This window comes from Streptomyces aureoversilis (assembly GCF_042657885.1).
GTDB lineage: Bacteria > Actinomycetota > Actinomycetes > Streptomycetales > Streptomycetaceae > Streptomyces > Streptomyces aureoversilis.
Genome location: NZ_JBHSKJ010000005.1, coordinates 409,634 through 433,286 on the forward strand (window position 1 = coordinate 409,634; position 23,653 = coordinate 433,286).

Consider the following 23,653-nt stretch of genomic DNA (forward strand, 5'->3'; position numbering starts at 1 on the left):
TTTGGCAGGTTGTATGGAGCATTCTTCTGCTCCCCCAGGGTGATCCCGGCGAGCGCGGCCTCAGCGCCGGCGGCGCGACCGCCCCGCCGCCTTGGCCCGCTTGGCGGCGAAGCGCACACCGCCCGGGCTCTCCCCCACCTCGACACGGACCACGGTGGACGGCGGGTCCACCACGCCCTGGCCGACCTGGAGCACCGAGGTCCGCACGACGCCGAGCTTGCTGAGCGCCGCACGGGCGCCCTTGAGCTCCTCCTCGGCGGTGTCGCCCTTGAGGGCGAGCATCTCGCCGTACGGCCGCAGCAGGGGCACGCCCCAGCCCGCCAGGCGGTCCAGCGGGGCCACCGCCCGGGCGGTGACGACGTGCACCGGCTGCACCTTGCCGAGCATCTCCTCGGCGCGGCCGCGGACGACGGTGACGTGGTCCAGCCCCAGGAGCTCCACGACCTCCTGGAGGAAGGTCGTACGGCGGAGCAGCGGCTCCAGCAGCGTGATCTGGAGGTCCGGCCGGACCAGGGCCAGCGGGATGCCCGGCAGCCCGGCGCCCGAGCCCACGTCGCACACGGAGACGCCGTCCGGGACGGCTTCGGCGAGCACCGCGCAGTTCAGCAGGTGCCGCTCCCACAGCCGCGGAACCTCGCGGGGACCGATGAGGCCACGCCGCACGCCCGCGTCCGCGAGCACCTCGGCGTACCGAACGGCCTCCGGCAGGCGGTCACCGAAAACCTCCCGGGCCTCCGGGGGCGCCGGGGGGAGCTCCGCTGCCTCATCCACGGGAAACCGTCCTTCCGTACGACGTCTCTCTGAGAATCACTGAGAATTCAGAGTCTGAATATCAGGCTGACAAGGATCGGCCCCGCCTGCGAGCAGACGGGGCCGGACACACCTAGAAGTGGGATCGAGAAACCGAGAGGGAACCGCTCAGAGAGCTCGGGCCGCTCAGGCGGGGAGGACGACGACGAAGCGCTGGGGCTCCTCGCCCTCGGACTCGCTGCGCAGACCCGCGGCGGCCACGGCGTCGTGGACGACCTTGCGCTCGAAGGGCGTCATCGGGTCCAGCTTGACCGCGGCACCGGTGCTGCGGGCCTCGGCGGCCGCCTGGGCACCCACCTTGGCCAGCTCCTCGCGCTTGCGGGCACGGAAGCCGGCGATGTCCAGCATGAGGCGGCTGCGGTCGCCGGTCTCCCGGTTCACGGCCAGACGGGTGAGCTCCTGGAGCGCCTCCAGCACCTCGCCGTCACGGCCGACCAGCTTCTGCAGGTCACGGCTGGTCGAGTCGCTGATGATCGACACCGCGGCGCGGTCGGCCTCGACGTCCATGTCGATGTCGCCGTCGAGGTCGGCGATGTCCAGCAGACCCTCGAGGTAGTCGGCCGCGATCTCGCCCTCCTGCTCCAGGCGGGACAGGGTGTCGGTGGTGCCCTCGGCGGCGACACCGCTGGTCTGGCGCTGCGTGTCCGTCACGGTGGACTCCTTCATTACTTCTTGGAGGGGTGCTTGGGCCGCTGCGGGCCGCTCTTGCGCTGCCCGGACTTGGATCCGCCGCCGGCCTGCCCGGGCTTCCCGCCCTTGGCGTCCTTGGCGGCTTCCTTGGCGTCCGTGCCCTGCTTCTTCTCGAGCGAGGGCTTCTGCTCGGTGGAGTCCGTCGTGGCGGTGGCGGTGGTCCCGGCGACCTGGCGCTTGGCCTTGGTCTGGCGCTTGGGCTGCTGGCGGTTGGCGCGCGCGGCCTCGACGGCCTTCTTCGCCTCGACCTCGGCCGGGTCCTCCTTGAGCTTGCCCTTGGCGCGCAGGCGCTCCTGGCGCTGCTTGAAGGCGACGCTGCCCGGAGTCGGGTTACGGCGGATGATGAACATCTGCTGGCCCATGGTCCACACGTTGGTGGTCAGCCAGTAGACGAGGACACCGACGGGGAAGTTGATGCCGAGGACGGCGAAGATGATCGGGAAGACGTACATCAGCATCTTCTGCTGCTGCATGAACGGCGTCTTCACCGAGAGGTCGACGTTCTTCGTCATCAGCTGGCGCTGCGTGTAGAACTGCGACAGCGACATCAGGACGATCATGACGACCGTGACGACGCGGACGTCCAGCAGCGTGGCGCCGAAGGACTCGACCTTCTCCGCGGAGGACAGGAAGGTCACCGACAGCGGGGCGCCGAAGATGTGCGCGTCACGCGCGCTGGCCAGCAGCTCCTGGTCGATGACACCGACCGTCTTGCCCTGCGCGATGTGGTTCAGGACCTGGTACAGCGAGATGAAGAAGGGCGACTGGGCCAGGATCGGAAGACAGCTCGAGAGAGGGTTGGTGCCCGTCTCCTTGTAGAGCTTCATCATCTCTTCGGACTGGCGCTGCTTGTCGCTCTTGTAGCGCTCCTGGATCGCCTTCATCTTCGGCTGGAGCGCCTGCATGTTCCGCGTGGCCTTGATCTGCTTCACGAAGAGCGGGATCAGGCAGATACGGATCAGGACCACCAGGGAGACGATGGACAGACCCCACGCCCAGCCGCTGTTCTCGTCGAAGACAAGGCTGTACAGCGAGTGGAACTGGACGATGATCCAGGAAACTGCGTAATAGAGGGGACCGAGGATCGTGTCCACGAATCAGGCTCCTTGGGCGTTGGGCTGAGTCTCGGGCTGTGCGGCAGGCCCCGAGGCGGGGTTCCCGCCCAGTCGGCTCCTCAGCCGCTGGTGCCAGACCGGACGCTTCCGGGGAGGTACGTGGTCGACGCCACCGAGCGACCACGGATTGCAGCGCAGGATGCGCCAGGCCGTGAGCGCCGTTCCTTTGACCGCGCCGTGCACGTCAATGGCGGTGTAGCCATAGTGCGAGCACGACGGGTAGTACTTGCAGACCGGGCCCAGGAGTGGGCTGATGGTCCACTGATAGAGCTTGATCAACCACAGCAGCGGATACTTCACCGTGCGCTCCCTCCCTGGCTTCGGCCAAGGTCCCGAGGGGTGCCCTCGGGGGGATCGGAACGGCGCGGCGCCCCTCCCAACAGCCGCTGCAGTGCGGTGTCAAGATCACGGGCCAGCTCATCGTGGTCCGCCTCGCCCGAGCCGGGCAGGGCCCGTACCACCACCAGGCTACCGGCGGGCAGCTGATCGAGCCGGTCACGCATCAGGTGGCGAAGCCTGCGCTTCACCAGATTGCGGACAACGGCGACGCCGACGGCCTTGCTGACGACGAAACCCGCACGCACCGGGGGAGCAATCTCCCCGGGTGTGTGCGGGTCCGTTGTACCGCTACGGAGGTGGACGACGAGGAGCGGGCGCCCGGCCCTGCGTCCTCGGCGCACCGCGGTCGCAAAGTCCTCGCGCCGCCTCAGCCGATTGTCGGTAGGCAGCACGGCATGGACCTATTGGTCAGGCTGCTCAGGCCGACAGGCGGGCGCGACCCTTGCCACGGCGGGACGCGAGAATCGCGCGGCCGGCACGGGTGCGCATGCGCAGGCGGAAGCCGTGGGTCTTCGCGCGGCGGCGGTTGTTCGGCTGGAAGGTGCGCTTGCTCACTCGGGGGCTCCAGAAATGAATCGGTGGTGGCGGGACATCGCCTGGCTGTCACCGTGCGCCCACGAGAAGCTCGCAACGCCCGAGTGCACCGCTTCATGACCGCATCAGATACTCGATACGACCTTTGCCCATCGGAGGCAGGCGGCAGCAGCCATCGACAACTCGACCTGGTCACGGTACGCGCGGCTACGCCATTCGGTCAAACCGGCAGCGCACCAGGGATACACCGTAGCCCGCCGCGGGCCGGTGGGACGACACGCCCCGCCCCATGGCACATTTGTACACACCCTGTGGACAACGACTTGAACCACGCACCGCGGCCTGACTACCGTGGCTGAACTCCGAATCCTTCCCGCCCGTCCCGAGAACCACACATTCGTGGGACTCGCGGGGCGCCCCCAGTGACTGAGAGAGCGTGCCCTGTGGCTGACCTGCCTGCCGATCTTGCCGCAGTGTGGCCGCGCGTGCTCGACCAGCTCCTGGGCGAGGGCCGGGACAAGCGCGGCCAGGGCGTCGAGTCCAAGGACGAGCACTGGATCAAGCGGTGCCAGCCGCTGGCCCTCGTCGCGGACACCGCCCTGCTGGCCGTGCCCAACGAATTCGCCAAGGGCGTGCTGGAGGGCCGGCTGGCCCCGATCGTCAGCGAGACGCTCAGCCGCGAGTGCGGCCGCCCCATCCGGATCGCGATCACCGTCGACGATTCGGCGGGCGAGCCCCCCGCCGAGCGCCCCCAGGCCCCGCAGCCGCCCCGCTACGAGGAGCCCGCGGGCCGGGGCGGCGGCCAGGGCCGCGACGCCTACGAGAGCCGTGACGGCTACGAGGGCTACGACAGCGGCGCCTACGAGGGCCGCGAGAGCTACGGCCGCCCGGCACCCTCCGACGACCTGCCGTCCGTGCGCCCCGCCTACCCGGACTACCAGCAGCAGCGCCCCGAGCCCGGCGCCTGGCCGCGCCACTCGGCCCCCTCCGGGCCCCCGGTGCCGCCGCCGGGCGACCGCGGGGAGCGCGGGGAGCGCGGGGAGCGCGGGGGAGACCGCGGTGACCGAGGCGACCGGAACGACTACAGCTGGCAGCAGCAGCGCCTCGGCGGCTTCGCCGAGGGCGAACGCGATCCGTACGCCTCGCAGCACTCCGCCGGCTCCTACGAGCAGCAGCCGTACGACCAGCCCGGCTCGTACGACCAGCAGGGCTCGTACGACCAGGCCTCCGACTACCGGTCGCAGCCGCCCGAGCGCATGCCGTACGAGCAGCAGCGCCGCGACCTGCCCGAGAGCCACCCGCGCGGCGGCGAGCGCGGCGAGCGGTCCGTCTCCGGCGGCGCCCCCGGCCCGCTCGCGGCCAAGCCCGCCCCGGCACCGGGCCCCGGCGAGCCGACCGCCCGGCTGAACCCCAAGTACCTCTTCGACACCTTCGTCATCGGAGCGTCCAACCGCTTCGCGCACGCCGCCGCGGTCGCGGTGGCCGAGGCGCCGGCGAAGGCGTACAACCCCCTCTTCATCTACGGCGAGTCGGGCCTGGGCAAGACCCACCTGCTGCACGCCATCGGGCACTACGCGCGCAGCCTCTATCCGGGCACGCGCGTGCGCTACGTGAGCTCCGAGGAGTTCACCAACGAGTTCATCAACTCCATCCGCGACGGCAAGGCGGACGCGTTCCGCAAGCGCTACCGCGACATGGACATCCTGCTGGTCGACGACATCCAGTTCCTGGCGAGCAAGGAGTCGACGCAGGAGGAGTTCTTCCACACCTTCAACACGCTCCACAACGCCAACAAGCAGATCGTGCTGTCCTCGGACCGGCCGCCCAAGCAGCTGGTGACCCTGGAGGACCGGCTGCGCAACCGCTTCGAGTGGGGCCTGATCACGGACGTCCAGCCGCCGGAGCTGGAGACCCGGATCGCGATCCTGCGCAAGAAGGCGGTGCAGGAGCAGCTCAACGCCCCGCCGGAGGTCCTGGAGTTCATCGCCTCCCGCATCTCGCGCAACATCCGCGAGCTGGAGGGCGCGCTGATCCGGGTGACGGCCTTCGCGAGCCTGAACCGCCAGCCCGTCGACCTGGGCCTGACCGAGATCGTCCTCAAGGACCTGATCCCGGGCGGCGAGGACGCCTCGCCGGAGATCACGGCGCCGGCCATCATGGCGGCGACGGCGGACTACTTCGGGCACACCGTCGAGGACCTGTGCGGGGCCTCGCGCAGCCGCGTGCTGGTGACGGCGCGCCAGATCGCGATGTACCTCTGCCGCGAGCTCACGGACCTGTCGCTGCCGAAGATCGGTGCACAGTTCGGCGGCCGCGACCACACGACGGTGATGCACGCGGACCGGAAGATCCGTGCGCTGATGGCCGAGCGGCGCTCCATCTACAACCAGGTGACCGAGCTGACGAACCGCATCAAGAACGGCTGACGAGAGCCGCGAGAACCGCCTGAGGGCGCTTCGGGACGCTTCCCGGAGCGCCCTTTTCGCGGTCCCGGGGGCGTCCGGGAGGCGCCGGGCGTCCACAGCCGTGGACGGCTCTGTTCGATTCCGTGCGCCGTACCCGGGGTTCTCCACAGATTCCTTGCCGACCGGCTGTCCACACGCTGGGGACTGCGAAGTTGTCCAGACGCTGTCCACAGGGGAGGCTGTTGATAGTCCATCAGGCGAGGTCAGCGGCGTGTGGATTTGTGGCCGACGGGATTCCACAGCCTGTGGACGACGGATTCACCCACAAGGCGGCATGAGCGTTGTCCACCGGCAGCCCACAGGCAGGTGGGTGTTGTACACAGCCTTTCCACACCCCTGTCCACTGTTCGGCAACGAAACGCCCGAGGTCACCGCCCCGAGTGAAAGGCGTCACACCAAGGTGCCGGATTGGGCTGTGGGGAACCTGGGTAAAACTGGGGACAGCCCTGGGGAGAAGTGCGCCCTGCCTGTGCACCGGTTGTGCAGAACTTTCCGCGGTCCACAGCACACCCCGCTTATCCACCGCCCCCACCCACAGGCCCGGTGGACAAAAAACTGGCGCTGACCTGGGCAAAGACGGTTGTCCACCGTTTCCACAGGCCCTACTACTACGACCACAGAGATCAAGCGGGGAACTCGTTTCGAAGTGGGTCCTGTGCACAACTCGGCCGCGGACCGCGCCACGCCCTCCGACCCGACTTGACCCCGAGACGCACCAGCTGTCAGCGGTGTGCGTCAGACTGGTCTCCGGCAAGCAGCCGACGAAGACGCCAGCAGGGCGAGCCAGCAACAAGCAGGAGGCGGTTTCCGGTGAAGATCCGGGTGGAGCGCGATGTACTCGCGGAGGCAGTGGCCTGGGCGGCCCGCAGCCTCCCGGCCCGTCCGCCGGTGCCCGTCCTCGCGGGCCTTCTCCTGAAGGCCGAGGAGGGCTCCCTCAGCCTCTCCGGCTTCGACTACGAGGTCTCGGCCCGCGTCTCGGTCGACGCCGATGTGGAGGAGGACGGCACCGTCCTCGTCTCCGGCCGTCTCCTCGCCGACATCTGCCGCGCACTTCCCAACAGGCCTGTGGAAATCTCCACCGACGGCGTGCGCGTCACCGTGGTCTGCGGCTCCTCGCGGTTCACACTCCACACCCTGCCTGTGGAGGAGTACCCGGCCCTGCCCCAGATGCCCACGGCCACGGGCACCGTCCCGGCCGAGGTCTTCGCCGCCGCTGCCGCCCAGGTCGCCATCGCCGCCGGCCGTGACGACACCCTGCCGGTGCTCACCGGTGTCCGCATCGAGATCGAGGGCGACACCGTCACCCTGGCCTCCACCGACCGCTACCGCTTCGCGGTCCGCGAGTTCATGTGGAAGCCCGAGACGCCGGACATCTCCGCCGTCGCCCTGGTGCCCGCCAAGACCCTGCTGGACACCGCCAAGTCCCTCAGCGGCGGCGACTCCGTCTCGATCGCCCTGGCCGGCTCCGGCAAGGGCGAGGGCCTGATCGGCTTCGAGGGCGCCGGCCGCCGCACCACCACGCGGCTGCTCGAGGGCGACCTGCCGAAGTACCGCACGCTCTTCCCGACCGAGTTCAACTCCGTCGCCGTGATCGAGACCGCCCCGTTCGTCGAGGCCGTCAAGCGCGTCGCGCTGGTCGCCGAGCGCAACACCCCGGTGCGGCTGAGCTTCGAGCAGGGCGTGCTGATCCTGGAGGCCGGCTCCAGCGACGATGCACAGGCTGTGGAGCGGGTCGATGCCGCGCTCGAGGGCGACGACATCTCGATCGCGTTCAACCCCGGCTTCCTGCTGGAGGGTCTGTCGGCGATCGACTCGCCGGTCGCCCAGCTGTCCTTCACGACGTCGACGAAGCCGGCGCTGCTGAGCGGCAAGCCCGCGCTCGACGCCGAGGCGGACGACGCGTACAAGTACCTGATCATGCCGGTGCGGCTCTCGGGCTGACGCCCCTCCGAGCGGGACCGGCCCCGGCGGGGGCACTCACCCTTTGAGCGCCCCCGCCCCACAGGTGTGCAGCGCCTCCCCGGCGTAGGCTCGGACCCAGGTACGAACCCACTCAAGGCATAGAGGATCACCCATGGAGCTCGGTCTCGTCGGTCTCGGCAAGATGGGCGGCAACATGCGCGAGCGCATCCGCCGCGCAGGCCACACCGTCATCGGATACGACCGCAACCCGGACCTCGCGGATGTCAGCAGCCTCAAGGAGCTGGTGGACTCCCTCCAGGGGCCGCGCGTCGTATGGGTCATGGTCCCGGCCGGCGCGCCGACGCAGGCCACCATCGACGAGCTCGGCGAGCTGCTCTCCCCGGGCGACGTCGTCGTCGACGGCGGCAACTCCCGCTGGACGGACGACGAGAAGCACGCCGAGGAGCTGGGCGCCAAGGGCATCGGCTTCGTCGACTGCGGCGTCTCCGGCGGCGTCTGGGGCCTGGAGAACGGCTACGCGCTGATGTACGGCGGCGACGCGGCGAACGTCGCCCGCGTCCAGCCCGTCTTCGACGCGCTCAAGCCCGAGGGCGACTTCGGCTCCGTGCACGCGGGCAAGGTCGGTGCCGGCCACTTCGCGAAGATGGTCCACAACGGCATCGAGTACGCCATGATGCAGGCCTACGCCGAGGGCTGGGAGCTGCTGGAGAAGGTCGACTCCGTCACCGACGTGCGCGAGGTCTTCCGCAGCTGGCAGGAGGGCACGGTCATCCGCTCCTGGCTGCTGGACCTGGCGGTCAACGCCCTCGACCAGGACGAGCACCTCGACAAGCTGCGCGGCTACGCGGCCGACTCCGGCGAGGGCCGCTGGACGGTCGAGGCCGCGATCGACAACGCCGTGCCGCTGCCCGCGATCACCGCGTCGCTCTTCGCCCGCTTCGCGTCCCGCCAGGAGGACTCCCCGCAGATGAAGATGATCGCCGCGCTGCGCAACCAGTTCGGCGGCCACGCGGTCGAGAGCAAGTAGTCGGGAACCCGTAGTACCGAGCACCACAGCAGTAACAGCATCACCAGCAGGACGAGCAGTACACAGCGGAAGAGGTCGGCGCACCATGCATGTCTCGCATCTGTCGCTGGCCGACTTCCGCTCGTACGCCCGGGTCGAGGTTCCGCTCGACCCGGGCGTCACGGCGTTCGTGGGGCCCAACGGCCAGGGCAAGACCAATCTCGTCGAGGCGATCGGCTATCTGGCCACCCTCGGCAGCCACCGGGTCTCCTCGGACGCCCCCCTGGTCCGGATGGGCGCCGACCGCGCCGTCGTGCGCGCCGCCGTCGTCCAGGGCGAGCGGCAGCAGCTGATAGAGCTGGAGCTCAACCCCGGCAAGGCCAACCGGGCCCGGATCAACCGGTCGTCCCAGGTCAGGCCGCGTGACGTGCTCGGCATCGTGCGGACGGTGCTGTTCGCCCCGGAGGACCTGGCCCTGGTCAAGGGCGACCCCGGTGAGCGCCGCCGCTTCCTGGACGAGCTGATCACCGCGCGCTCCCCGCGCATGGCGGGCGTCCGCTCCGACTACGAGCGGGTCCTCAAGCAGCGCAACACCCTCCTCAAGAGCGCGGCGATGGCCCGCCGCCACGGCGGCCGGGGCCTCGACCTGTCCACGCTCGACATCTGGGACCAGCACCTGGCCCGCGCGGGCGCCGAGCTGCTGGCCCGTCGCCTCGACCTGATCGACGAGCTGCGTCCGCTGGCCGACAAGGCCTACGAGCAGCTGGCCCCCGGCGGCGGCCCGGTGTCCTTCGAGTACCGCGGGCCGGCCGCGATCGAGGGCGCGCGCAGCCGGGAGGAGCTCTACGAGGCGCTGCTGACGGCGCTCGCCGAAGCCCGCAAGCAGGAGATCGAACGGGGCGTGACGCTGGTCGGCCCGCACCGGGACGACCTCCTCCTCAAGCTCGGCCGGCTGCCCGCCAAGGGGTACGCGAGCCACGGCGAGTCCTGGTCGTACGCGCTGGCGCTGCGCCTGGCCTCGTACGAGCTGCTGCGCTCCGAGGGCAACGAGCCGGTGCTCGTCCTGGACGACGTCTTCGCGGAGCTGGACGCCCGGCGCCGCGAGCGGCTGGCGGAGCTGGTGGCCCACGGAGAGCAGGTCCTGGTGACCGCCGCGGTGGACGACGATGTTCCGGAGGTCCTCACCGGCGCCCGGTACGCGGTCTCGGAAGGCAGGGTCGAGCGCGTATGAGTACGCCCTCCGAGCAGCCGAGGACGCCCGAGCCGTCCGGCGTGGACCTGGCGCGGGTCGCGCTGCGCGCCGCCAAGGAGCAGGCGAAGGCGCGGGGTGCCGCGGCCCAGCAGAAGAAGCACGTCCGCCGCGGCGGGGTGCTGCGCTCCGGCGCGCGCGCCGACGGCCGCGACCCGCTGCCGCTGGGCGCCGCCATCAACAGGCTGATCACCGAGCGGGGCTGGGAGAAGCCCGCGGCGGTGGGCGGGGTGATGGGCCGCTGGCCGCAGATCGTGGGCGATGCGCTGGCCCTGCACTGCATGCCGCAGAACTTCGACGAGGACTCCCACGTCCTGACGGTGCAGTGCGACTCGACGGCGTGGGCGACGCAGCTGCGCCTGCTGGCCCCCCAGCTGGTGGCCCGGCTCAACGACGATCTCGGCCACGGCACCGTGCGGACGATCAAGGTGCTGGGCCCGGGCGGCCCGAGCCGCCGCTACGGCTCGCTGCGCGCGCCCGGCAGCACGGGTCCGGGCGACACGTACGGCTGACGCCGGGTGCCCGGCGCCCCTGCCCGGACGGCCCGTCCGTGCCTTGTCCGTGCCCGCCGCGGGCGGTGACTGCGGGGACGGATGACGATCTGCGGTGCTCCCGTGGGAACCGAGTGCCGGGTGATCTGCGTGGCCTGGGGTGATGCGGTGCGACGGGGGGTGCGCCGGGGCCGGCGCCTGAGACCCCGCTCACGGTAGCGGGCGGTTGACAGCCCGAAGCGCTGAGTGCCGCTGTGAGCCTCTTGGAGCCCGGGTCCATATATAGGGAGTCGGCTGATGCCGGTTCAGGGCGGCACGTGCAGGCTCAGGCACCGCCAAACCCCCATTCATGTCAGCGCTACCGGTAGACTGGTGCCAATCCCGCCGGCTCGCGGGACTCGTCGACCAACGCAGAACGACGCAGCCGCTCCTGCCTGCCTCGGGTGGGGTCTCCCCGCCGCAGTCGGGGATGGCCTGTGCTGTGCCAGAAAGGGCGCTTCGTGGCCGATTCCGGCAACCCCAACGAGAACACCACCCCTTCCACGGACGGCGCGGCCGAGACCGCACCCGCGGGGGGCGCATCCGCGTCCTACGACGCCAGCGCGATCACCGTCCTGGAGGGTCTGGACGCCGTCCGCAAGCGGCCCGGCATGTACATCGGCTCGACCGGTGAGCGCGGCCTGCACCACCTCGTGTACGAGGTCGTGGACAACTCCGTCGACGAGGCCCTCGCGGGCCACGCGGACACCATCGACGTGACGATCCTGTCCGACGGCGGCGTGCGCGTCGTGGACAACGGCCGTGGCATCCCGGTCGGCATCGTGCCCTCCGAGGGCAAGCCCGCCGTCGAGGTCGTCCTGACCGTCCTGCACGCGGGCGGCAAGTTCGGCGGCGGCGGCTACGCCGTCTCCGGTGGTCTGCACGGCGTCGGCGTCTCGGTCGTCAACGCCCTGTCGACGCGCGTCGCGGTCGAGGTCAAGACCGACGGCTACCGCTGGACGCAGGACTACAAGCTCGGCGTCCCGACCGCCCCGCTGCAGCAGAACGAGGCGACCGACGAGCACGGCACCTCGGTCACCTTCTGGGCCGACGGCGACATCTTCGAGACCACCGAGTACTCCTTCGAGACGCTCTCGCGGCGCTTCCAGGAGATGGCGTTCCTCAACAAGGGCCTGACCATCTCGCTGACGGACGAGCGCCCGGCCCACGTGGACGAGGAGGGCAAGCCCCTCAACGTCCGCTACCACTACGAGGGCGGCATCTCCGACTTCGTCCGCTACCTCAACTCGCGCAAGGGCGAGGTCATCCACCCCTCGGTGATCGACTTCGAGGCCGAGGACAAGGAGCGGATGCTCTCCGTCGAGGTCGCGATGCAGTGGAACTCCCAGTACACCGAGGGTGTCTACAGCTTCGCCAACACCATCCACACCCACGAGGGCGGCACCCACGAGGAGGGCTTCCGCGCGGCGCTCACCGGTCTGATCAACCGCTACGCGCGCGACAAGAAGCTGCTCCGCGAGAAGGACGACAACCTCACGGGCGACGACATCCGCGAGGGTCTGACGGCGATCATCTCCGTCAAGCTGGGCGAGCCGCAGTTCGAGGGCCAGACCAAGACCAAGCTGGGCAACACCGAGGCCAAGACCTTCGTGCAGAAGGTCGTCCACGAGCAGCTGACGGACTGGCTGGACCGCAACCCGAACGAGGGCGCGGACATCATCCGCAAGTCCATCCAGGCGGCCACCGCCCGCGTGGCGGCCCGCAAGGCGCGCGACCTCACCCGCCGCAAGGGCCTGCTGGAGACGGCGTCGCTGCCGGGCAAGCTGTCCGACTGCCAGTCGAACGACCCGACCAAGTGCGAGATCTTCATCGTCGAGGGTGACTCCGCCGGCGGCTCGGCCAAGTCCGGCCGGAACCCGCAGTACCAGGCGATCCTCCCGATCCGCGGCAAGATCCTCAACGTGGAGAAGGCGCGGATCGACAAGATCCTGCAGAACCAGGAGATCCAGGCGCTGATCTCCGCCTTCGGCACCGGTGTGCACGAGGACTTCGACATCGCGAAGCTCCGCTATCACAAGATCATTCTGATGGCGGACGCCGACGTCGACGGCCAGCACATCAACACCCTGCTGCTCACCTTCCTCTTCCGCTTCATGCGTCCGCTGGTCGAGGCCGGGCACGTCTACCTTTCCCGTCCCCCGCTCTACAAGATCAAGTGGGGCCGGGACGACTTCGAGTACGCCTACTCCGACCGCGAGCGCGACGCCCTGATCCAGCTCGGCCGCGAGAACGGCAAGCGGATCAAGGACGACTCGGTCCAGCGCTTCAAGGGTCTCGGTGAGATGAACGCCGAGGAGCTGCGCGTGACCACCATGGACGTCGACCACCGCGTCCTCGGCCAGGTCACCCTGGACGACGCCGCGCAGGCGGACGACCTGTTCTCGGTGCTCATGGGCGAGGACGTCGAGGCCCGGCGCTCCTTCATCCAGCGGAACGCCAAGGACGTCCGCTTCCTCGACATCTGAGCCCGTCGGCCCCTCACGAGACAGCCGCAGCGCGAAAGGACTTTGAACAGCAATGGCCGACGAGACCCCTGAGACCCCCACCGCTCCCGTGCCCGAGGTGACCCCCGAGGGCGCGCCCGCCCCGCTGGAGGGCGTGGGCATGCGCGTCGAGCCCGTCGGGCTCGAGACGGAGATGCAGCGCTCCTACCTCGACTACGCGATGAGCGTCATCGTCTCGCGTGCGCTGCCCGATGTGCGCGACGGCCTCAAGCCGGTGCACCGCCGCGTGCTCTACGCGATGTACGACGGCGGCTACCGGCCCGAGAAGGGCTTCTACAAGTGCGCCCGCGTCGTCGGTGACGTCATGGGTTCGTACCACCCGCACGGCGACACCTCCATCTACGACGCGCTCGTCCGCCTCGCCCAGCCCTGGGCCATGCGGATGCCGCTGGTGGACTCCAACGGCAACTTCGGCTCCCCGGGCAACGACCCGGCCGCCGCCATGCGCTACACCGAGTGCAAGATGGCGCCGCTGGCCATGGAGATGGTCCGGGACATCGACGAGGAGACCGTCGACTTCCAGGACAACTACGACGGCCGCAACCAGGAGCCGACGGTCCTGCCGTCGCGCATCCCCAACCTGCTGGTGAACGGTTCCGCCGGCATCGCGGTCGGCATGGCCACCAACATCCCGCCGCACAACCTGCGCGAGGTGGCCGAGGGCGCCCAGTGGTACCTGGCCAACCCCGAGGCCTCGGCCGAGGAGCTGCTGGACGCGCTCGTCGAGCGCATCAAGGGCCCCGACTTCCCGACCGGCGCCCTCGTGGTGGGCCGCAAGGGCATCGAGGAGGCCTACCGCACCGGCCGCGGCTCGATCACGATGCGCGCGGTGGTCCAGGTCGAGGAGATCCAGGGCCGTCAGTGCCTGGTGGTCACCGAGCTGCCCTACCAGGTCAACCCGGACAACCTCGCGCAGAAGATCGCCGACCTGGTGAAGGACGGCCGGATCGGCGGCATCGCCGACGTCCGCGACGAGACCTCCTCCCGCACGGGCCAGCGCCTGGTGATCGTCCTCAAGCGGGACGCGGTCGCCAAGGTCGTGCTGAACAACCTCTACAAGCACACCGACCTGCAGACGAACTTCGGCGCCAACATGCTGGCGCTGGTCGACGGCGTGCCGCGCACCCTCTCCCTGGACGCGTTCATCCGCAACTGGGTGACGCACCAGATCGAGGTCATCGTCCGGCGCACCCGCTTCCGGCTGCGCAAGGCCGAGGAGCGCGCCCACATCCTGCGCGGTCTGCTCAAGGCCCTGGACGCCATCGACGAGGTCATCGCGCTCATCCGGCGCAGCCAGACCGTCGACATCGCCCGCGAGGGCCTGATGGGCCTGCTGCAGATCGACGAGATCCAGGCCAACGCGATCCTGGAGATGCAGCTGCGCCGCCTGGCCGCCCTGGAGCGCCAGAAGATCGTGGCGGAGCACGACGAGCTCCAGGCGAAGATCAACGAGTACAACGCGATCCTCGCCTCGCCCGAGCGCCAGCGCCAGATCATCAGCGAGGAACTCACGGCGATCGTCGAGAAGTTCGGCGAGGACCGGCGCTCGGCGCTGGTGCCCTTCGACGGCGACATGTCCATCGAGGACCTGATCGCCGAGGAGGACATCGTCGTCACGATCACGCGTGGCGGCTACGTGAAGCGCACCAAGACCGACGACTACCGCTCGCAGAAGCGCGGCGGCAAGGGCGTGCGGGGCACGAAGCTCAAGGAAGACGACATCGTCGACCACTTCTTCGTCTCCACCACCCACCACTGGCTGCTGTTCTTCACGAACAAGGGCCGGGTCTACCGCGCCAAGGCCTACGAGCTGGCGGAGGCCGGCCGTGACGCCCGCGGCCAGCACGTGGCCAACCTGCTGGCCTTCCAGCCGGACGAGAAGATCGCCCAGATCCTCGCCGTCCGCGACTACGACGTCGCGCCGTACCTGGTGCTCGCCACCAAGTCGGGCCTGGTGAAGAAGACCCCGCTCAAGGACTACGACTCCCCGCGGTCCGGCGGCGTCATCGCCATCAACCTGCGCGAGACGGACAGCGGCGCCGAGGACGAGCTGATCGGTGCCGAGCTGGTCTCCGCCGCGGACGACCTGCTGCTGATCAGCAAGAAGGCCCAGTCGATCCGCTTCACCGCTACGGATGAAGCGCTCCGTCCGATGGGCCGGGCCACCTCCGGCGTCAAGGGCATGAGCTTCCGCGAGGGCGACGAGCTGCTCTCCATGAGCGTCGTGCGCCCGGGGACGTTCGTCTTCACCGCCACCGACGGCGGTTACGCGAAGCGGTCGAACGTGGACGAGTACCGCGTTCAGGGCCGCGGCGGCCTCGGTATCAAGGCGGCCAAGATCGTGGAGGATCGTGGCTCGCTGGTCGGTGCGCTGGTGGTCGAGGAGACCGACGAGATCCTTGCCATTACGCTCGGCGGCGGCGTGATCCGTACACGGGTCAGCGAGGTCAGGGAGACGGGCCGTGACACCATGGGCGTTCAGCTGATCAACTTGGGCAAGCGTGATGCCGTTGTGGGCATCGCACGGAACGCCGAAGCCGGTCGCGAGGCTGAAGAGGTCGATGAGCCGGCCGATGCAGTCGAGGGCGACGGAGCTGAGGGTGCCGAGGGCGCATCCGCCCCGGCAGGGAACATCGAGGAGTAAGTCGTGAGTCGAGCCACGGGCGCCGCGGCAAGCGGTGCAGGTGCCGAGCGCAGCACTACCGCCGCACCTGCTACCGATGAGGCCGGCGCCCGTGGCCCCGGCGCGGACGCCGACTCCCGAGGGGGGACGTTGACGGACACCCGCAAGCCGGAGCCGTACCACCCGCCGAAGGCGTACGAGCCGCCGGCCGGTTCCGTCGGCGCCGAGCCGGCCGTGGCCGGGGAGGACGCCGGATCCGGCGACGCCGGCAAGCCGGCGAAGGCGGTGAAGGCCGCGAAGGCCGGAAAGGCCGCGAGCCCCAAGGCTGCGCAGTCCGCAGACGTGAAGGCCGCCGAGGCCGGGAAGGCTGCATCCGTGGCAGACGAGGCTGAGAGCGTGAAAGCCGGGGAGAACGGCGGCAAGCCCGTGGCGAAGGGTTCGGCGAAGGCCGCTTCGGCCGACCCGCGCAACGCCGTCAAGGCCCCGCCCCGGATCCCGGGCCAGGACGGCTCCAAGGCTCCTTCGGGCGCCCTGAAGAAGGGCGCACCCGCCAAGGGCTCCCAGGCGCCCCAGGCGGCCCCGCAGGGGGCCGGGAAGCCCGGTGGGGCGGCGGGCTCCGTCCCGCGCCCGGCGGCCCCTCAGGGCGCCGCACGTCCCGGTGGTGCGGCAGGCGCCGCACCGCGTCCCGCGGGCCGTCCGGAGCCGCGTACGCGTACGGCCCGGCTGCGGGTGGCCAAGGCCGACCCGTGGTCGGTGATGAAGGTCAGCTTCCTGCTGTCGATCGCGCTGGGCGTGTGCACGATCGTGGCCTCCGCCGTGCTGTGGACGGTCATGGACGCCATGGGCGTCTTCTCGACCGTCGGCGGCACCATCAGCGACGCGACGAGCTCCAGCGACGGCGGCGGCTTCGACCTGCAGTCGTTCCTGTCGCTGCCGCACACCCTGCTCTTCACGTCGGTCATCGCCGTGATCAACGTGGTGCTGGCCACCGCGCTGGCCACGCTGGGGTCCTTCATCTACAACCTCTCGGCGGGTTTCGTGGGCGGTGTGGAGCTCACGCTGGCCGAGGACGAATAGCGCCGGCCGGGGCCCGGTCCGACAGGATTTTGGGACTGGGCCCCGAGTGCGCTAATCTTTCGGTGTCGCGCGGGGCTATAGCTCAGACGGTTAGAGCGCTTCCCTGATAAGGAAGAGGCCACAGGTTCAAGTCCTGTTAGCCCCACCGCACGATCGGCCCGGTCGGAGATTTCTCCGCCCGGGCCGATCTGTTTTCGCAGGACGGGCAGTTGGGCCCGCGGCCGGATCGCGGACGGGACGCCGCACAGGTCACCGATCGGTATCGGCCGGTGTGTATCATCGGCCACCAGAGGTCCCCTTACGTCAAGGAAAGACGAGGTCGCGCGGTGAAGAAGCTCCTCCTGGTCGCACTGGCCGCCATCGGCGGGCTCCTCGTGTACCGCCAGATCCAGGCGGATCGCGCCGAGCAGGACCTGTGGACGGAGGCGACCGACTCCGTGCCCGCAGGTTCGGGTGTGTGAGACAAAAACGAGTCCTGAGCAGGGCCCCGGCCGACACGGCCGGGGCCCTGTTGTTTTCGGCCGGCCTGCGGTTTTCAACTGCAAATAATTGGGTTGCGAAAGCAACCTATGTGGCGTTGAGGGCCCAGATGCCGATTCCCAGGCAGAGCAGCGCCACGATCAGCACCGGCACGGCCACCTTCGCGGGCGGCCCGGGCTGCCGCATCCGGTGCCGTACGGGCCGCACCGCCGTGTACGCGCGCGTGGCCGGTGTCCGGAGCCGGTCCGGCGGGAGCTGGGCGGGGAGCCGGCCCGGCGGGAGCTGGGCCGGCAGCTGCGGCAGCCGGGCCGGCGGAGGGGGCGGATAGGCCGGCAGGGGCGGCGGCGCCGGTACGGGCGCGTGCGCCGGGCCCTCCGGGCCGAACCCCGCGGGCAGCGGGCCGAGCTGGTCGAAGACCTCGATGGGCTCCTCGGTCGCGGCGGGGCCGTCCAGCATCTCCATGGCCGCGGCAAGGGCCTTGCGCGCCCCTGTGGCCGTACGGAAGCGCATCCCCGGCTCGGGCTGCAGGAGGCCCGCAACGACCTGCCAGAGGGGCTCGGGGACCTCTTCCGGGGCGCAGGGCGTGCCGTGCTCGGTGAAGCGCTCCATGAGCGCCTCGGCGTCGGGCTTGCGGCCGGTGAGGAGGTACAGCGCCGTCAGGCCGACCGCATAGAGGTCCGCCGGGAAATCGGGCTCTTCGCCCAGCATTTGCTCCGGGGCGAAATAACCGGGGGTGCCCATCACGTAGTTGGCGTCGGTGAGGCGCGGTTCGCCCTTGCGCATGGCGATGCCGAAGTCGGACAGCCGCACGTGGGGCCGGCCGGTGCCGGTGGCCTCCAGCAGGACGTTGGCGGGCTTGATGTCCCGGTGCACCACGCCTTCCGCGTGCACCGCGGCGAGGCCGGAGAGCAGCTGGTCCAGCAGGACGCACACGTAGTGCGGCGGCAAGGGCCCGTAGTCGCCGATGAGATGGGCGAGGGAGCCGCCGCCCACCACGTCCATGGTGAACAGCACCTTGTCGTCGTCGGCCGCCCAGCTCATCGGCGCGACCACGTGGGGGTGGTCGATCCGTAACCCCTGCTCGCGGACGAACCTCAGCAGGGTGTGGGCGTCGCTCTGCTGGAGGACCTTGGCCGCCACGTAGCGGCGGCGGCGCCGGTCCCAGGCCCGCCAGACGGCCCCCACCCCGCCCCGGCCGATCGGGTCCACCAGCTCGTACCGCCCGGCGAAGAGCTCACCCATCGCGTGCGCGCGGTCAGCTCTGGTGGGCCTCGTAGTGCGCGACCGCCTCGGCGGTCCGCCCGGCGCCGTACACCCGCAGGAATTCGGCCAGTTCGGGGTGGGTGGGGGCGAGGCTCTGCGCGGCCTCGATGATGTCGCCCGCGCCGGCCACGGAGCGCAGCAGCGACTGGATCTCGCGGACCACCCGGCGGACGGTCGGCGCACCGCTGCTGGCCGTCGTCTGCGTGGAGTTGAGGACGGAGCCGCCCGAGCTCTTCTTGACCTCCTCCATCCGGTCCGCGGCCTCCGCGGCGCTCACGGTGCCGTCCGCGACCTGGCTGGAGAGCTCCTGCAGGGCCTGGACCCGCTGGACCACCGCGGGGTTGCCGATCTTCGCGCGCTGCCCGCTCATCAGCTGCGAGAGCATCGGCGCGGACAGGCCGAGCACGGAGGCGAGGCGGGCCTGATTGAGGCCGAGGTCGTCGATGAGACGGCGGAAGAGCGCCCCCAGAGGCTCTCCGTACCAGCTCCGCTGCAGCTCCCGTGCGCGCGCGGTGGCTTCCTGCTGTGCTGCGTCCATCTCGCTCTCCCCTTCGCTTCGCTGCAGCGAATCTTGCGGTGCATCCTACGGAGAGTGCTGGGCCCCGGCGATACCCGGTCGGAAAAGAGCGCGGGCACCGGGTAGTCTGGTCGGCGACGGGGCCTTAGCTCAGTTGGTAGAGCGCTGTCTTTGCATGGCAGATGTCAGGGGTTCGACTCCCCTAGGCTCCACAACCAATCCCCTCTGACCTGCGGAAACGCGGGGCGGAGGGGATTTTTTCATGGGTGCCGCCGGGCAGTGCCGCGGGCATGTGCCGCCCGTCAGCCCTCCAGCAGTCCGGCGCGGCGGGCGTAGCTTCCCGCCTGGAAACGGCTTTGTGCGCCGAGCTCGGTGAGCAGCTCGGTGACGTGCCGCCGGTAGGTGGTGACGGACATCGCGAGCCTGCGGGCCGCCACCTCGTCCTTCATCCCGGACTCCAGGAGTTCGAGGACGGAGCGGCGCAGTTCGTCCTTGGCGGAGCCGTCGTCGGTCTCTCCGGTGAACGGCCGCGCGGACTCCCAGGCGCTCTCCCAGGAGCGGTAGAGGAAGCGCACGAGCGAGGGGTCCCGGACGGCGAGCGCGCCCTTGCCGTCCTCGGAGGAGCTGCCGTGGTCGGCGAGGACGGCCGTGGTGGCGTCGAAGAAGAGGACCCGGTCGGGCACGTGGCCCGTGGTGCGGACCTGGGCGCCGAGCGCCACCATGCGGCTCAGGTGCTGGCGCATGTAGGCGTGGGAGAGCACCGAGTGGGGATAGACGGTGCGCAGGAGCACGCCGCGGCCGATCGTCTCGGTGGTGCGCTGCAGGCCCTCCTCCAGGGTGGCGGGGGCGGGCAGGTCGGGGTGGGCGGCGGCGACTTCGACGCGGGCGGCGGCGGACAGGCGCGCGAGGGCGGCGCGGACCGCGTCGAGGGTGGTCAGGTACTCGATGGGGGTCCGGGTGAAGTGGCCGTGCCAGGACTCCTCGAAGACCGGCTTCATCGCCATCACGTGACTGCTCATCCGCTCGGACTCGCGGTGGAGTTGCTGGATCTGCGATTCGATCGGACCGGTGACGTGGGTGACCGCGACGTCGGGGCTGCGGGGGGCGTACTCGGTGTCGCCGTCGCAGGCCGCCGAGCTCGCGGGCCGGGCCGCTTCCGGAGCGTCCTCGGCGGGGTGGAGCAGGTGCAGCCGGGAGAGTTCGTCCACCGCGGCGCAGACCTCGGCTCCGGGCACGTCCAGGTGGAGCGCCGCGTCCCGCGGCCGGAGCCGCCCGTGCTCGAGGGCCATGCGGTAGAGCAGTACATGGAGGTCACCGAGAGGCGAGAGGGGCGCCTCTGTAGCGATTTTGTCCATTTTCTTCTCAATCGTCGGCTCGGTGGAGGGTGAAGAGAACTCGCTGACGACTTCTCGCCATAGGGCGCTTATGGCGCCCGGTCCGGTTTCCGGGGCACCGTGGGGGTAACGGGAAGTGGCGTCCGGACAGCCACTGCATAACCGGGGGGATTTGACGTGAAGTTTAATTCTGCTATTTCTGCATTCATGGCCGCGGTCGGCATTGCCGGGGGGCTCGGGGGCGGCTCCGTGGCAGGCCAGGACGGTACCGACGACATCATCTGGCAGAGTCAGCCCTGGTAGGCCCGGTGGTGGGGACGGCTTCGCACTGCGGAAACATTCCATTCATGGAAATCCGCAGGGCTGTCCCTGTCATCTGATCTGACGTCCCTCCCCAGTCGACCGTTCTTTCGGCCTTCACAGACCCTACCGGTGGCCTTTCCGAAAAGGAATGGGATTCGGCGCCAGGTAGCCGTCTCTGCTCTTTGAGTAACCGGCTCCGCTTCTCGGCCCAGCCGGACGGAGCGGGAGGAGGCACGGTGAATCGCACACTCCCCGCGAGGGGCGAAGTGCACGTGTGGTTCTGCGACGCGGGCCGCCCGGGCGGGCGCGACGCGGACGCGATCGGCGACATCGCGCTGCTGTCGCGCGAGGAGAAGATCCGGTGCGCCCGCATCCCGCGCCCGGCGGAGCGCCGCGGCTTCGCGGCGGCCCGCGCCGGTGCGCGGCGCGTGCTGGCCGATCTCGTGGGGGCGGCTCCGGAGACGATCGACCTGTCCGCCGGGATGTGGACGTCCGCGGGGCGGCGCCCGTGGGGGGAGGTGCCGGCGCTCCACGCGGGTCCGTGCGCGACGCCCTTGGTCCTGGACCTCGTCTGGTCCGCGGACGCCTGGGTGCTCGGGCTCTCCGCCGGGGTCCGGCTCTGTCTCGCGCTCGAGCGGGTCGAGGGGCAGGCGTGCGCCGCGTCCGCCCGGGAGCGGGTCCGGCGGAAGGCGCTGGCCAGGCTCTCCGGCGCCGAACGCACCACTGCGCCGCAGGAGGTGTCGGGTAATTTCTGGGTGCACGACGTGCCGACGCCGGCTTCCGCCGTCGCCGCCGTCGCCTGTTCCGGCCGGCACCGCCGGGCCGGCGGGCCGGCCCTCCTTCTGAGAGAGGTCCCCGTTGTCACGTAAATTCCTCTTCCTGCTGGCCAGTTCGAGGAAGCCCGGGGTGCCCGGCAACTCCGAGCAGCTGGCGAGGAAGGCGGCCGAGGCGCTGCCGGCCTCGGTCGAGCAGCAGTGGATACGGCTCACCGATCACCCGCTCGACCCCTTCGAGGACCTGCGTCACGAGGGCGACGGGGCGTACCCGCAGCCGACCGGGAACGCCCGGATGCTGCTGGACGCGACCTTGTCCGCAACGGACCTCGTCATCGTCTCCCCCGTCTACTGGTACAGCCTGGCCACGCCCGCCAAGCTCTACCTGGACCACTGGTCGGGGTGGCTGCGCGTGCCCGGCGCCGGCTTCCGGGCGGCCATGGGCGGCCGGACGCTGTACGGCGTCGCCGGGCACGCCACCCGGGACCGCCGGGTCGCCGAGCCGCTCGCCGGCTCGCTGCGGCTCACCGCCGAGTTCATGGGCATGGACTTCGGCGGCGTCCTGCTCGGCAGCGGCACGCGGCCGGGCCAGGTGCACGACGACCAGGACGCGCTCGACGAGGCGGCGGCGTTCTTCACGGCCGGTGCGCAGCGGGACCGGGCCGAGGCGGCCTGAGACGGGCCGAGGCTGCCTTGAGACGGTCCGAGTCCGTCCGAGACGACCCGGGTCCGCCGGGCGCGGCCGGGCGGGGGGCCGTCACACGGAAAGGGCTCTGCGGCCCGCGCACGTCGCGCGGGCCGCAGAGCCCTTCTCACACCCCCGCCAGCCGCAGCTCCAGGTCGGCGGCCGCGCCCGGCCCGTAGGCGCCGGCGGCGCGGTCCACGAGGTCCGCGGGCACGAGCTTGTACTCCTGGGTGCCGGTGGACTCCAGGACGGTGGTGGCCAGGGTGCAGCCGAGCTGGGCGGCCCGTTCGGCCGTCCAGCCCCAGGCGGTTCCGGCGAGGAACCCGGAGCGGAACGCGTCCCCCGCGCCCGTCGGGTCGGCGATCGCGCCCGCCGGGACCGCGGGGACGGGCACGGGGTCCTCGCCGGCCCGGGCGAGCACCGCGCCGTCGGCCCCGAGCGTGGTGATCCACATGCCGACGCGGCCCAGCACCTGCTGTGCGGTCCAGCCCGTCCGCTCCTTGAGCAGCGCCGCCTCGTACTCGTTGGTGAACAGGAAGCGGGCGCCGTCCACGAGGGACCGGGTCTGGTCCGCGTCGAGCCGGGCCAGCTGCTGGGACGGGTCGGCCGCGACCGCGGCGCCCAGGCGATGGGCGGCGGCCGTGTGCCGCAGCATGGCGGCCGGGTCGTCCGCGCCGACGAGGACGAGGTCGAGCCGGCCGGCGCGCCGGGCCGCCTCGGCCAGGTCGATCTCGCGGGCCTCGGCCATGGCCCCGGCGTAGAAGGTGGCGATCTGGTTCTGGTCGGCGTCGGTGGTGCAGACGAAGCGGGCCGTGTGGAGGGTCCCGCTGACCCGGACGGACCCGGTGTCCACGCCGCCGGCGCGCAGCCAGGCCTCGTACTCGGCGAAGTCGACGCCGGCCGCGCCGACGAGCACCGGGCGCAGGCCGAGGCGGCCCAGGCCGAAGGAGATGTTGGCCGCCACGCCGCCCCTGCGGACTTCGAGGTGGTCGACGAGGAAGGACAGGGACACCTTGTCGAGCTGCTCGGTGATGAGCTGGTCGGCGAAGCGTCCGGGGAAGACCATCAGGTGGTCGGTGGCTATCGAACCGGTGACTGCGATGCGCACGGGAGCTCTCTCCTTGCCTGCGGTTCGGCTGGTTACGCCCCTGCGGCCTTCTTCAGGGCGGCGACGCGGTCGGTGCGCTCCCAGGTGAAGTCCGGGAGTTCACGGCCGAAGTGGCCGTAGGCGGCGGTCTGCGCGTAGATCGGACGCAGCAGGTCGAGGTCGCGGATGATCGCGGCGGGGCGGAGGTCGAAGACCTCGGCGATCGCGTTCTCGATCTTGTCCGTGTCGATCGTGTTCGTCCCGAAGGTCTCCACGAACAGACCCACCGGCTCGGCCTTGCCGATCGCGTACGCCACCTGCACCT

21 protein-coding genes, 2 tRNA genes and 1 pseudogene are annotated in these 23,653 nt (G+C 70.5%); 13 read left to right on the forward strand and 11 right to left on the reverse strand.

Features of this window, described 5'->3' with window-relative positions:
* Positions 1 to 60: 60 nt before the first annotated feature.
* The 6 genes and pseudogenes from rsmG to rpmH form a co-directional block, all read right to left on the reverse strand.
* Positions 61 to 771 carry a 16S rRNA (guanine(527)-N(7))-methyltransferase RsmG gene (gene rsmG, locus ACFPP6_RS11910; RefSeq protein WP_058045322.1) on the reverse strand — a complete coding sequence of 237 codons (711 nt, stop codon included), beginning with the start codon at positions 769 to 771 and terminating at the stop codon, positions 61 to 63.
* Positions 772 to 936: 165 nt separating this feature from the next.
* Positions 937 to 1,461: a Jag family protein gene (locus tag ACFPP6_RS11915; protein ID WP_382040069.1), complete on the reverse strand. Its 525-nt coding sequence runs from the start codon at positions 1,459 to 1,461 to the stop codon at positions 937 to 939.
* A 14-nt stretch (positions 1,462 to 1,475) separates the two neighbouring features.
* Positions 1,476 to 2,594: a membrane protein insertase YidC gene (gene yidC / locus ACFPP6_RS11920; RefSeq protein WP_382040072.1), complete on the reverse strand. Its 1,119-nt coding sequence runs from the start codon at positions 2,592 to 2,594 to the stop codon at positions 1,476 to 1,478.
* Positions 2,595 to 2,597: 3 nt separating this feature from the next.
* Entirely contained in the window at positions 2,598 to 2,915 is a 318-nt protein-coding gene (yidD, locus tag ACFPP6_RS11925) for a membrane protein insertion efficiency factor YidD (protein WP_168097064.1), read from the reverse strand.
* Positions 2,916 to 2,977: 62 nt separating this feature from the next.
* Positions 2,978 to 3,346 (reverse strand): annotated as a pseudogene (gene rnpA / locus ACFPP6_RS11930) (ribonuclease P protein component); the annotation flags it as partial.
* A gap of 25 nt (positions 3,347 to 3,371) precedes the next feature.
* Positions 3,372 to 3,509: a 50S ribosomal protein L34 gene (gene rpmH, locus ACFPP6_RS11935; protein ID WP_003949374.1), complete on the reverse strand. Its 138-nt coding sequence runs from the start codon at positions 3,507 to 3,509 to the stop codon at positions 3,372 to 3,374.
* Between the two features lie 422 nt (positions 3,510 to 3,931).
* Here rpmH and dnaA point away from each other — a divergent pair, with 422 nt between their 5' ends.
* The 10 genes from dnaA (at position 3,932) to ACFPP6_RS11985 (ending at position 17,347) form a co-directional block, all read left to right on the forward strand.
* On the forward strand, positions 3,932 to 5,914 hold the full coding sequence (gene dnaA / locus ACFPP6_RS11940) for a chromosomal replication initiator protein DnaA (protein WP_382040077.1): 1,983 nt from the start codon (positions 3,932 to 3,934) through the stop codon (positions 5,912 to 5,914).
* Positions 5,915 to 6,763: 849 nt separating this feature from the next.
* Positions 6,764 to 7,894 carry a DNA polymerase III subunit beta gene (gene dnaN, locus ACFPP6_RS11945; protein ID WP_168097023.1) on the forward strand — a complete coding sequence of 377 codons (1,131 nt, stop codon included), beginning with the start codon at positions 6,764 to 6,766 and terminating at the stop codon, positions 7,892 to 7,894.
* Between the two features lie 133 nt (positions 7,895 to 8,027).
* The gene (gene gnd, locus ACFPP6_RS11950) at positions 8,028 to 8,903 is read left to right on the forward strand and encodes a phosphogluconate dehydrogenase (NAD(+)-dependent, decarboxylating) (RefSeq protein WP_382040080.1); all 876 of its coding nucleotides are present in this window, start codon (positions 8,028 to 8,030) and stop codon (positions 8,901 to 8,903) included.
* A gap of 85 nt (positions 8,904 to 8,988) precedes the next feature.
* Entirely contained in the window at positions 8,989 to 10,113 is a 1,125-nt protein-coding gene (gene recF / locus ACFPP6_RS11955) for a DNA replication/repair protein RecF (protein WP_382040083.1), read from the forward strand.
* Positions 10,110 to 10,643 carry a DciA family protein gene (locus tag ACFPP6_RS11960; protein WP_382040086.1) on the forward strand — a complete coding sequence of 178 codons (534 nt, stop codon included), beginning with the start codon at positions 10,110 to 10,112 and terminating at the stop codon, positions 10,641 to 10,643. Before recF ends, ACFPP6_RS11960 begins: the two co-directional genes overlap by 4 nt.
* A gap of 455 nt (positions 10,644 to 11,098) precedes the next feature.
* Positions 11,099 to 13,147 (forward strand): DNA topoisomerase (ATP-hydrolyzing) subunit B, encoded by a 2,049-nt coding sequence (gyrB, locus tag ACFPP6_RS11965; protein WP_382040089.1) that lies wholly within the window; start codon positions 11,099 to 11,101, stop codon positions 13,145 to 13,147.
* Between the two features lie 52 nt (positions 13,148 to 13,199).
* Positions 13,200 to 15,830 carry a DNA gyrase subunit A gene (gene gyrA, locus ACFPP6_RS11970; protein WP_382040092.1) on the forward strand — a complete coding sequence of 877 codons (2,631 nt, stop codon included), beginning with the start codon at positions 13,200 to 13,202 and terminating at the stop codon, positions 15,828 to 15,830.
* A gap of 471 nt (positions 15,831 to 16,301) precedes the next feature.
* Positions 16,302 to 16,886 carry a DUF3566 domain-containing protein gene (locus ACFPP6_RS11975; RefSeq protein ID WP_417801532.1) on the forward strand — a complete coding sequence of 195 codons (585 nt, stop codon included), beginning with the start codon at positions 16,302 to 16,304 and terminating at the stop codon, positions 16,884 to 16,886.
* Positions 16,887 to 16,957: 71 nt separating this feature from the next.
* Positions 16,958 to 17,031 (forward strand) — tRNA-Ile (locus ACFPP6_RS11980).
* Positions 17,032 to 17,212: 181 nt separating this feature from the next.
* Positions 17,213 to 17,347, forward strand: coding sequence for a DLW-39 family protein (locus tag ACFPP6_RS11985; protein ID WP_003958712.1), 135 nt, complete (start codon positions 17,213 to 17,215; stop codon positions 17,345 to 17,347).
* Between the two features lie 106 nt (positions 17,348 to 17,453).
* On the opposite strand, the gene ACFPP6_RS11990 is transcribed toward ACFPP6_RS11985, so the two are convergent.
* On the reverse strand, positions 17,454 to 18,608 hold the full coding sequence (locus ACFPP6_RS11990) for a serine/threonine-protein kinase (RefSeq protein ID WP_382040096.1): 1,155 nt from the start codon (positions 18,606 to 18,608) through the stop codon (positions 17,454 to 17,456).
* Between the two features lie 13 nt (positions 18,609 to 18,621).
* Positions 18,622 to 19,167 carry a helix-turn-helix domain-containing protein gene (locus ACFPP6_RS11995; RefSeq protein ID WP_058045309.1) on the reverse strand — a complete coding sequence of 182 codons (546 nt, stop codon included), beginning with the start codon at positions 19,165 to 19,167 and terminating at the stop codon, positions 18,622 to 18,624.
* Between the two features lie 118 nt (positions 19,168 to 19,285).
* On the opposite strand from ACFPP6_RS11995, the gene ACFPP6_RS12000 reads away from it, so the two are divergent.
* Positions 19,286 to 19,358, forward strand: a tRNA-Ala gene (locus ACFPP6_RS12000).
* 90 nt (positions 19,359 to 19,448) lie between these two features.
* Here the strand turns inward: ACFPP6_RS12000 and ACFPP6_RS12005 are convergent.
* A complete protein-coding gene (locus ACFPP6_RS12005) occupies positions 19,449 to 20,501 on the reverse strand; it encodes a hypothetical protein (protein ID WP_382040100.1) in 1,053 nt (350 codons plus the stop codon).
* A gap of 518 nt (positions 20,502 to 21,019) precedes the next feature.
* Here ACFPP6_RS12005 and ACFPP6_RS12010 point away from each other — a divergent pair.
* Both ACFPP6_RS12010 and ACFPP6_RS12015 read left to right on the forward strand, forming a co-directional pair.
* Positions 21,020 to 21,652 (forward strand): hypothetical protein, encoded by a 633-nt coding sequence (locus ACFPP6_RS12010; RefSeq protein WP_382040103.1) that lies wholly within the window; start codon positions 21,020 to 21,022, stop codon positions 21,650 to 21,652.
* Complete coding sequence (locus ACFPP6_RS12015; RefSeq protein ID WP_382040105.1) at positions 21,642 to 22,232, forward strand: flavodoxin family protein; 591 nt, start codon at positions 21,642 to 21,644, stop codon at positions 22,230 to 22,232. The genes ACFPP6_RS12010 and ACFPP6_RS12015 overlap by 11 nt, the downstream gene beginning before the upstream one ends.
* A 136-nt stretch (positions 22,233 to 22,368) precedes the next feature.
* Here ACFPP6_RS12015 and ACFPP6_RS12020 read toward each other — a convergent pair whose 3' ends face one another.
* Both ACFPP6_RS12020 and ACFPP6_RS12025 read right to left on the reverse strand, forming a co-directional pair.
* Positions 22,369 to 23,349, reverse strand: coding sequence for a carbohydrate kinase family protein (locus ACFPP6_RS12020; protein ID WP_382040108.1), 981 nt, complete (start codon positions 23,347 to 23,349; stop codon positions 22,369 to 22,371).
* Between the two features lie 32 nt (positions 23,350 to 23,381).
* Positions 23,382 to 23,653, reverse strand: a 272-nt coding sequence (locus ACFPP6_RS12025; protein ID WP_382040111.1) for a methionine adenosyltransferase domain-containing protein, incomplete at its 5' end; no start/stop codon positions are given.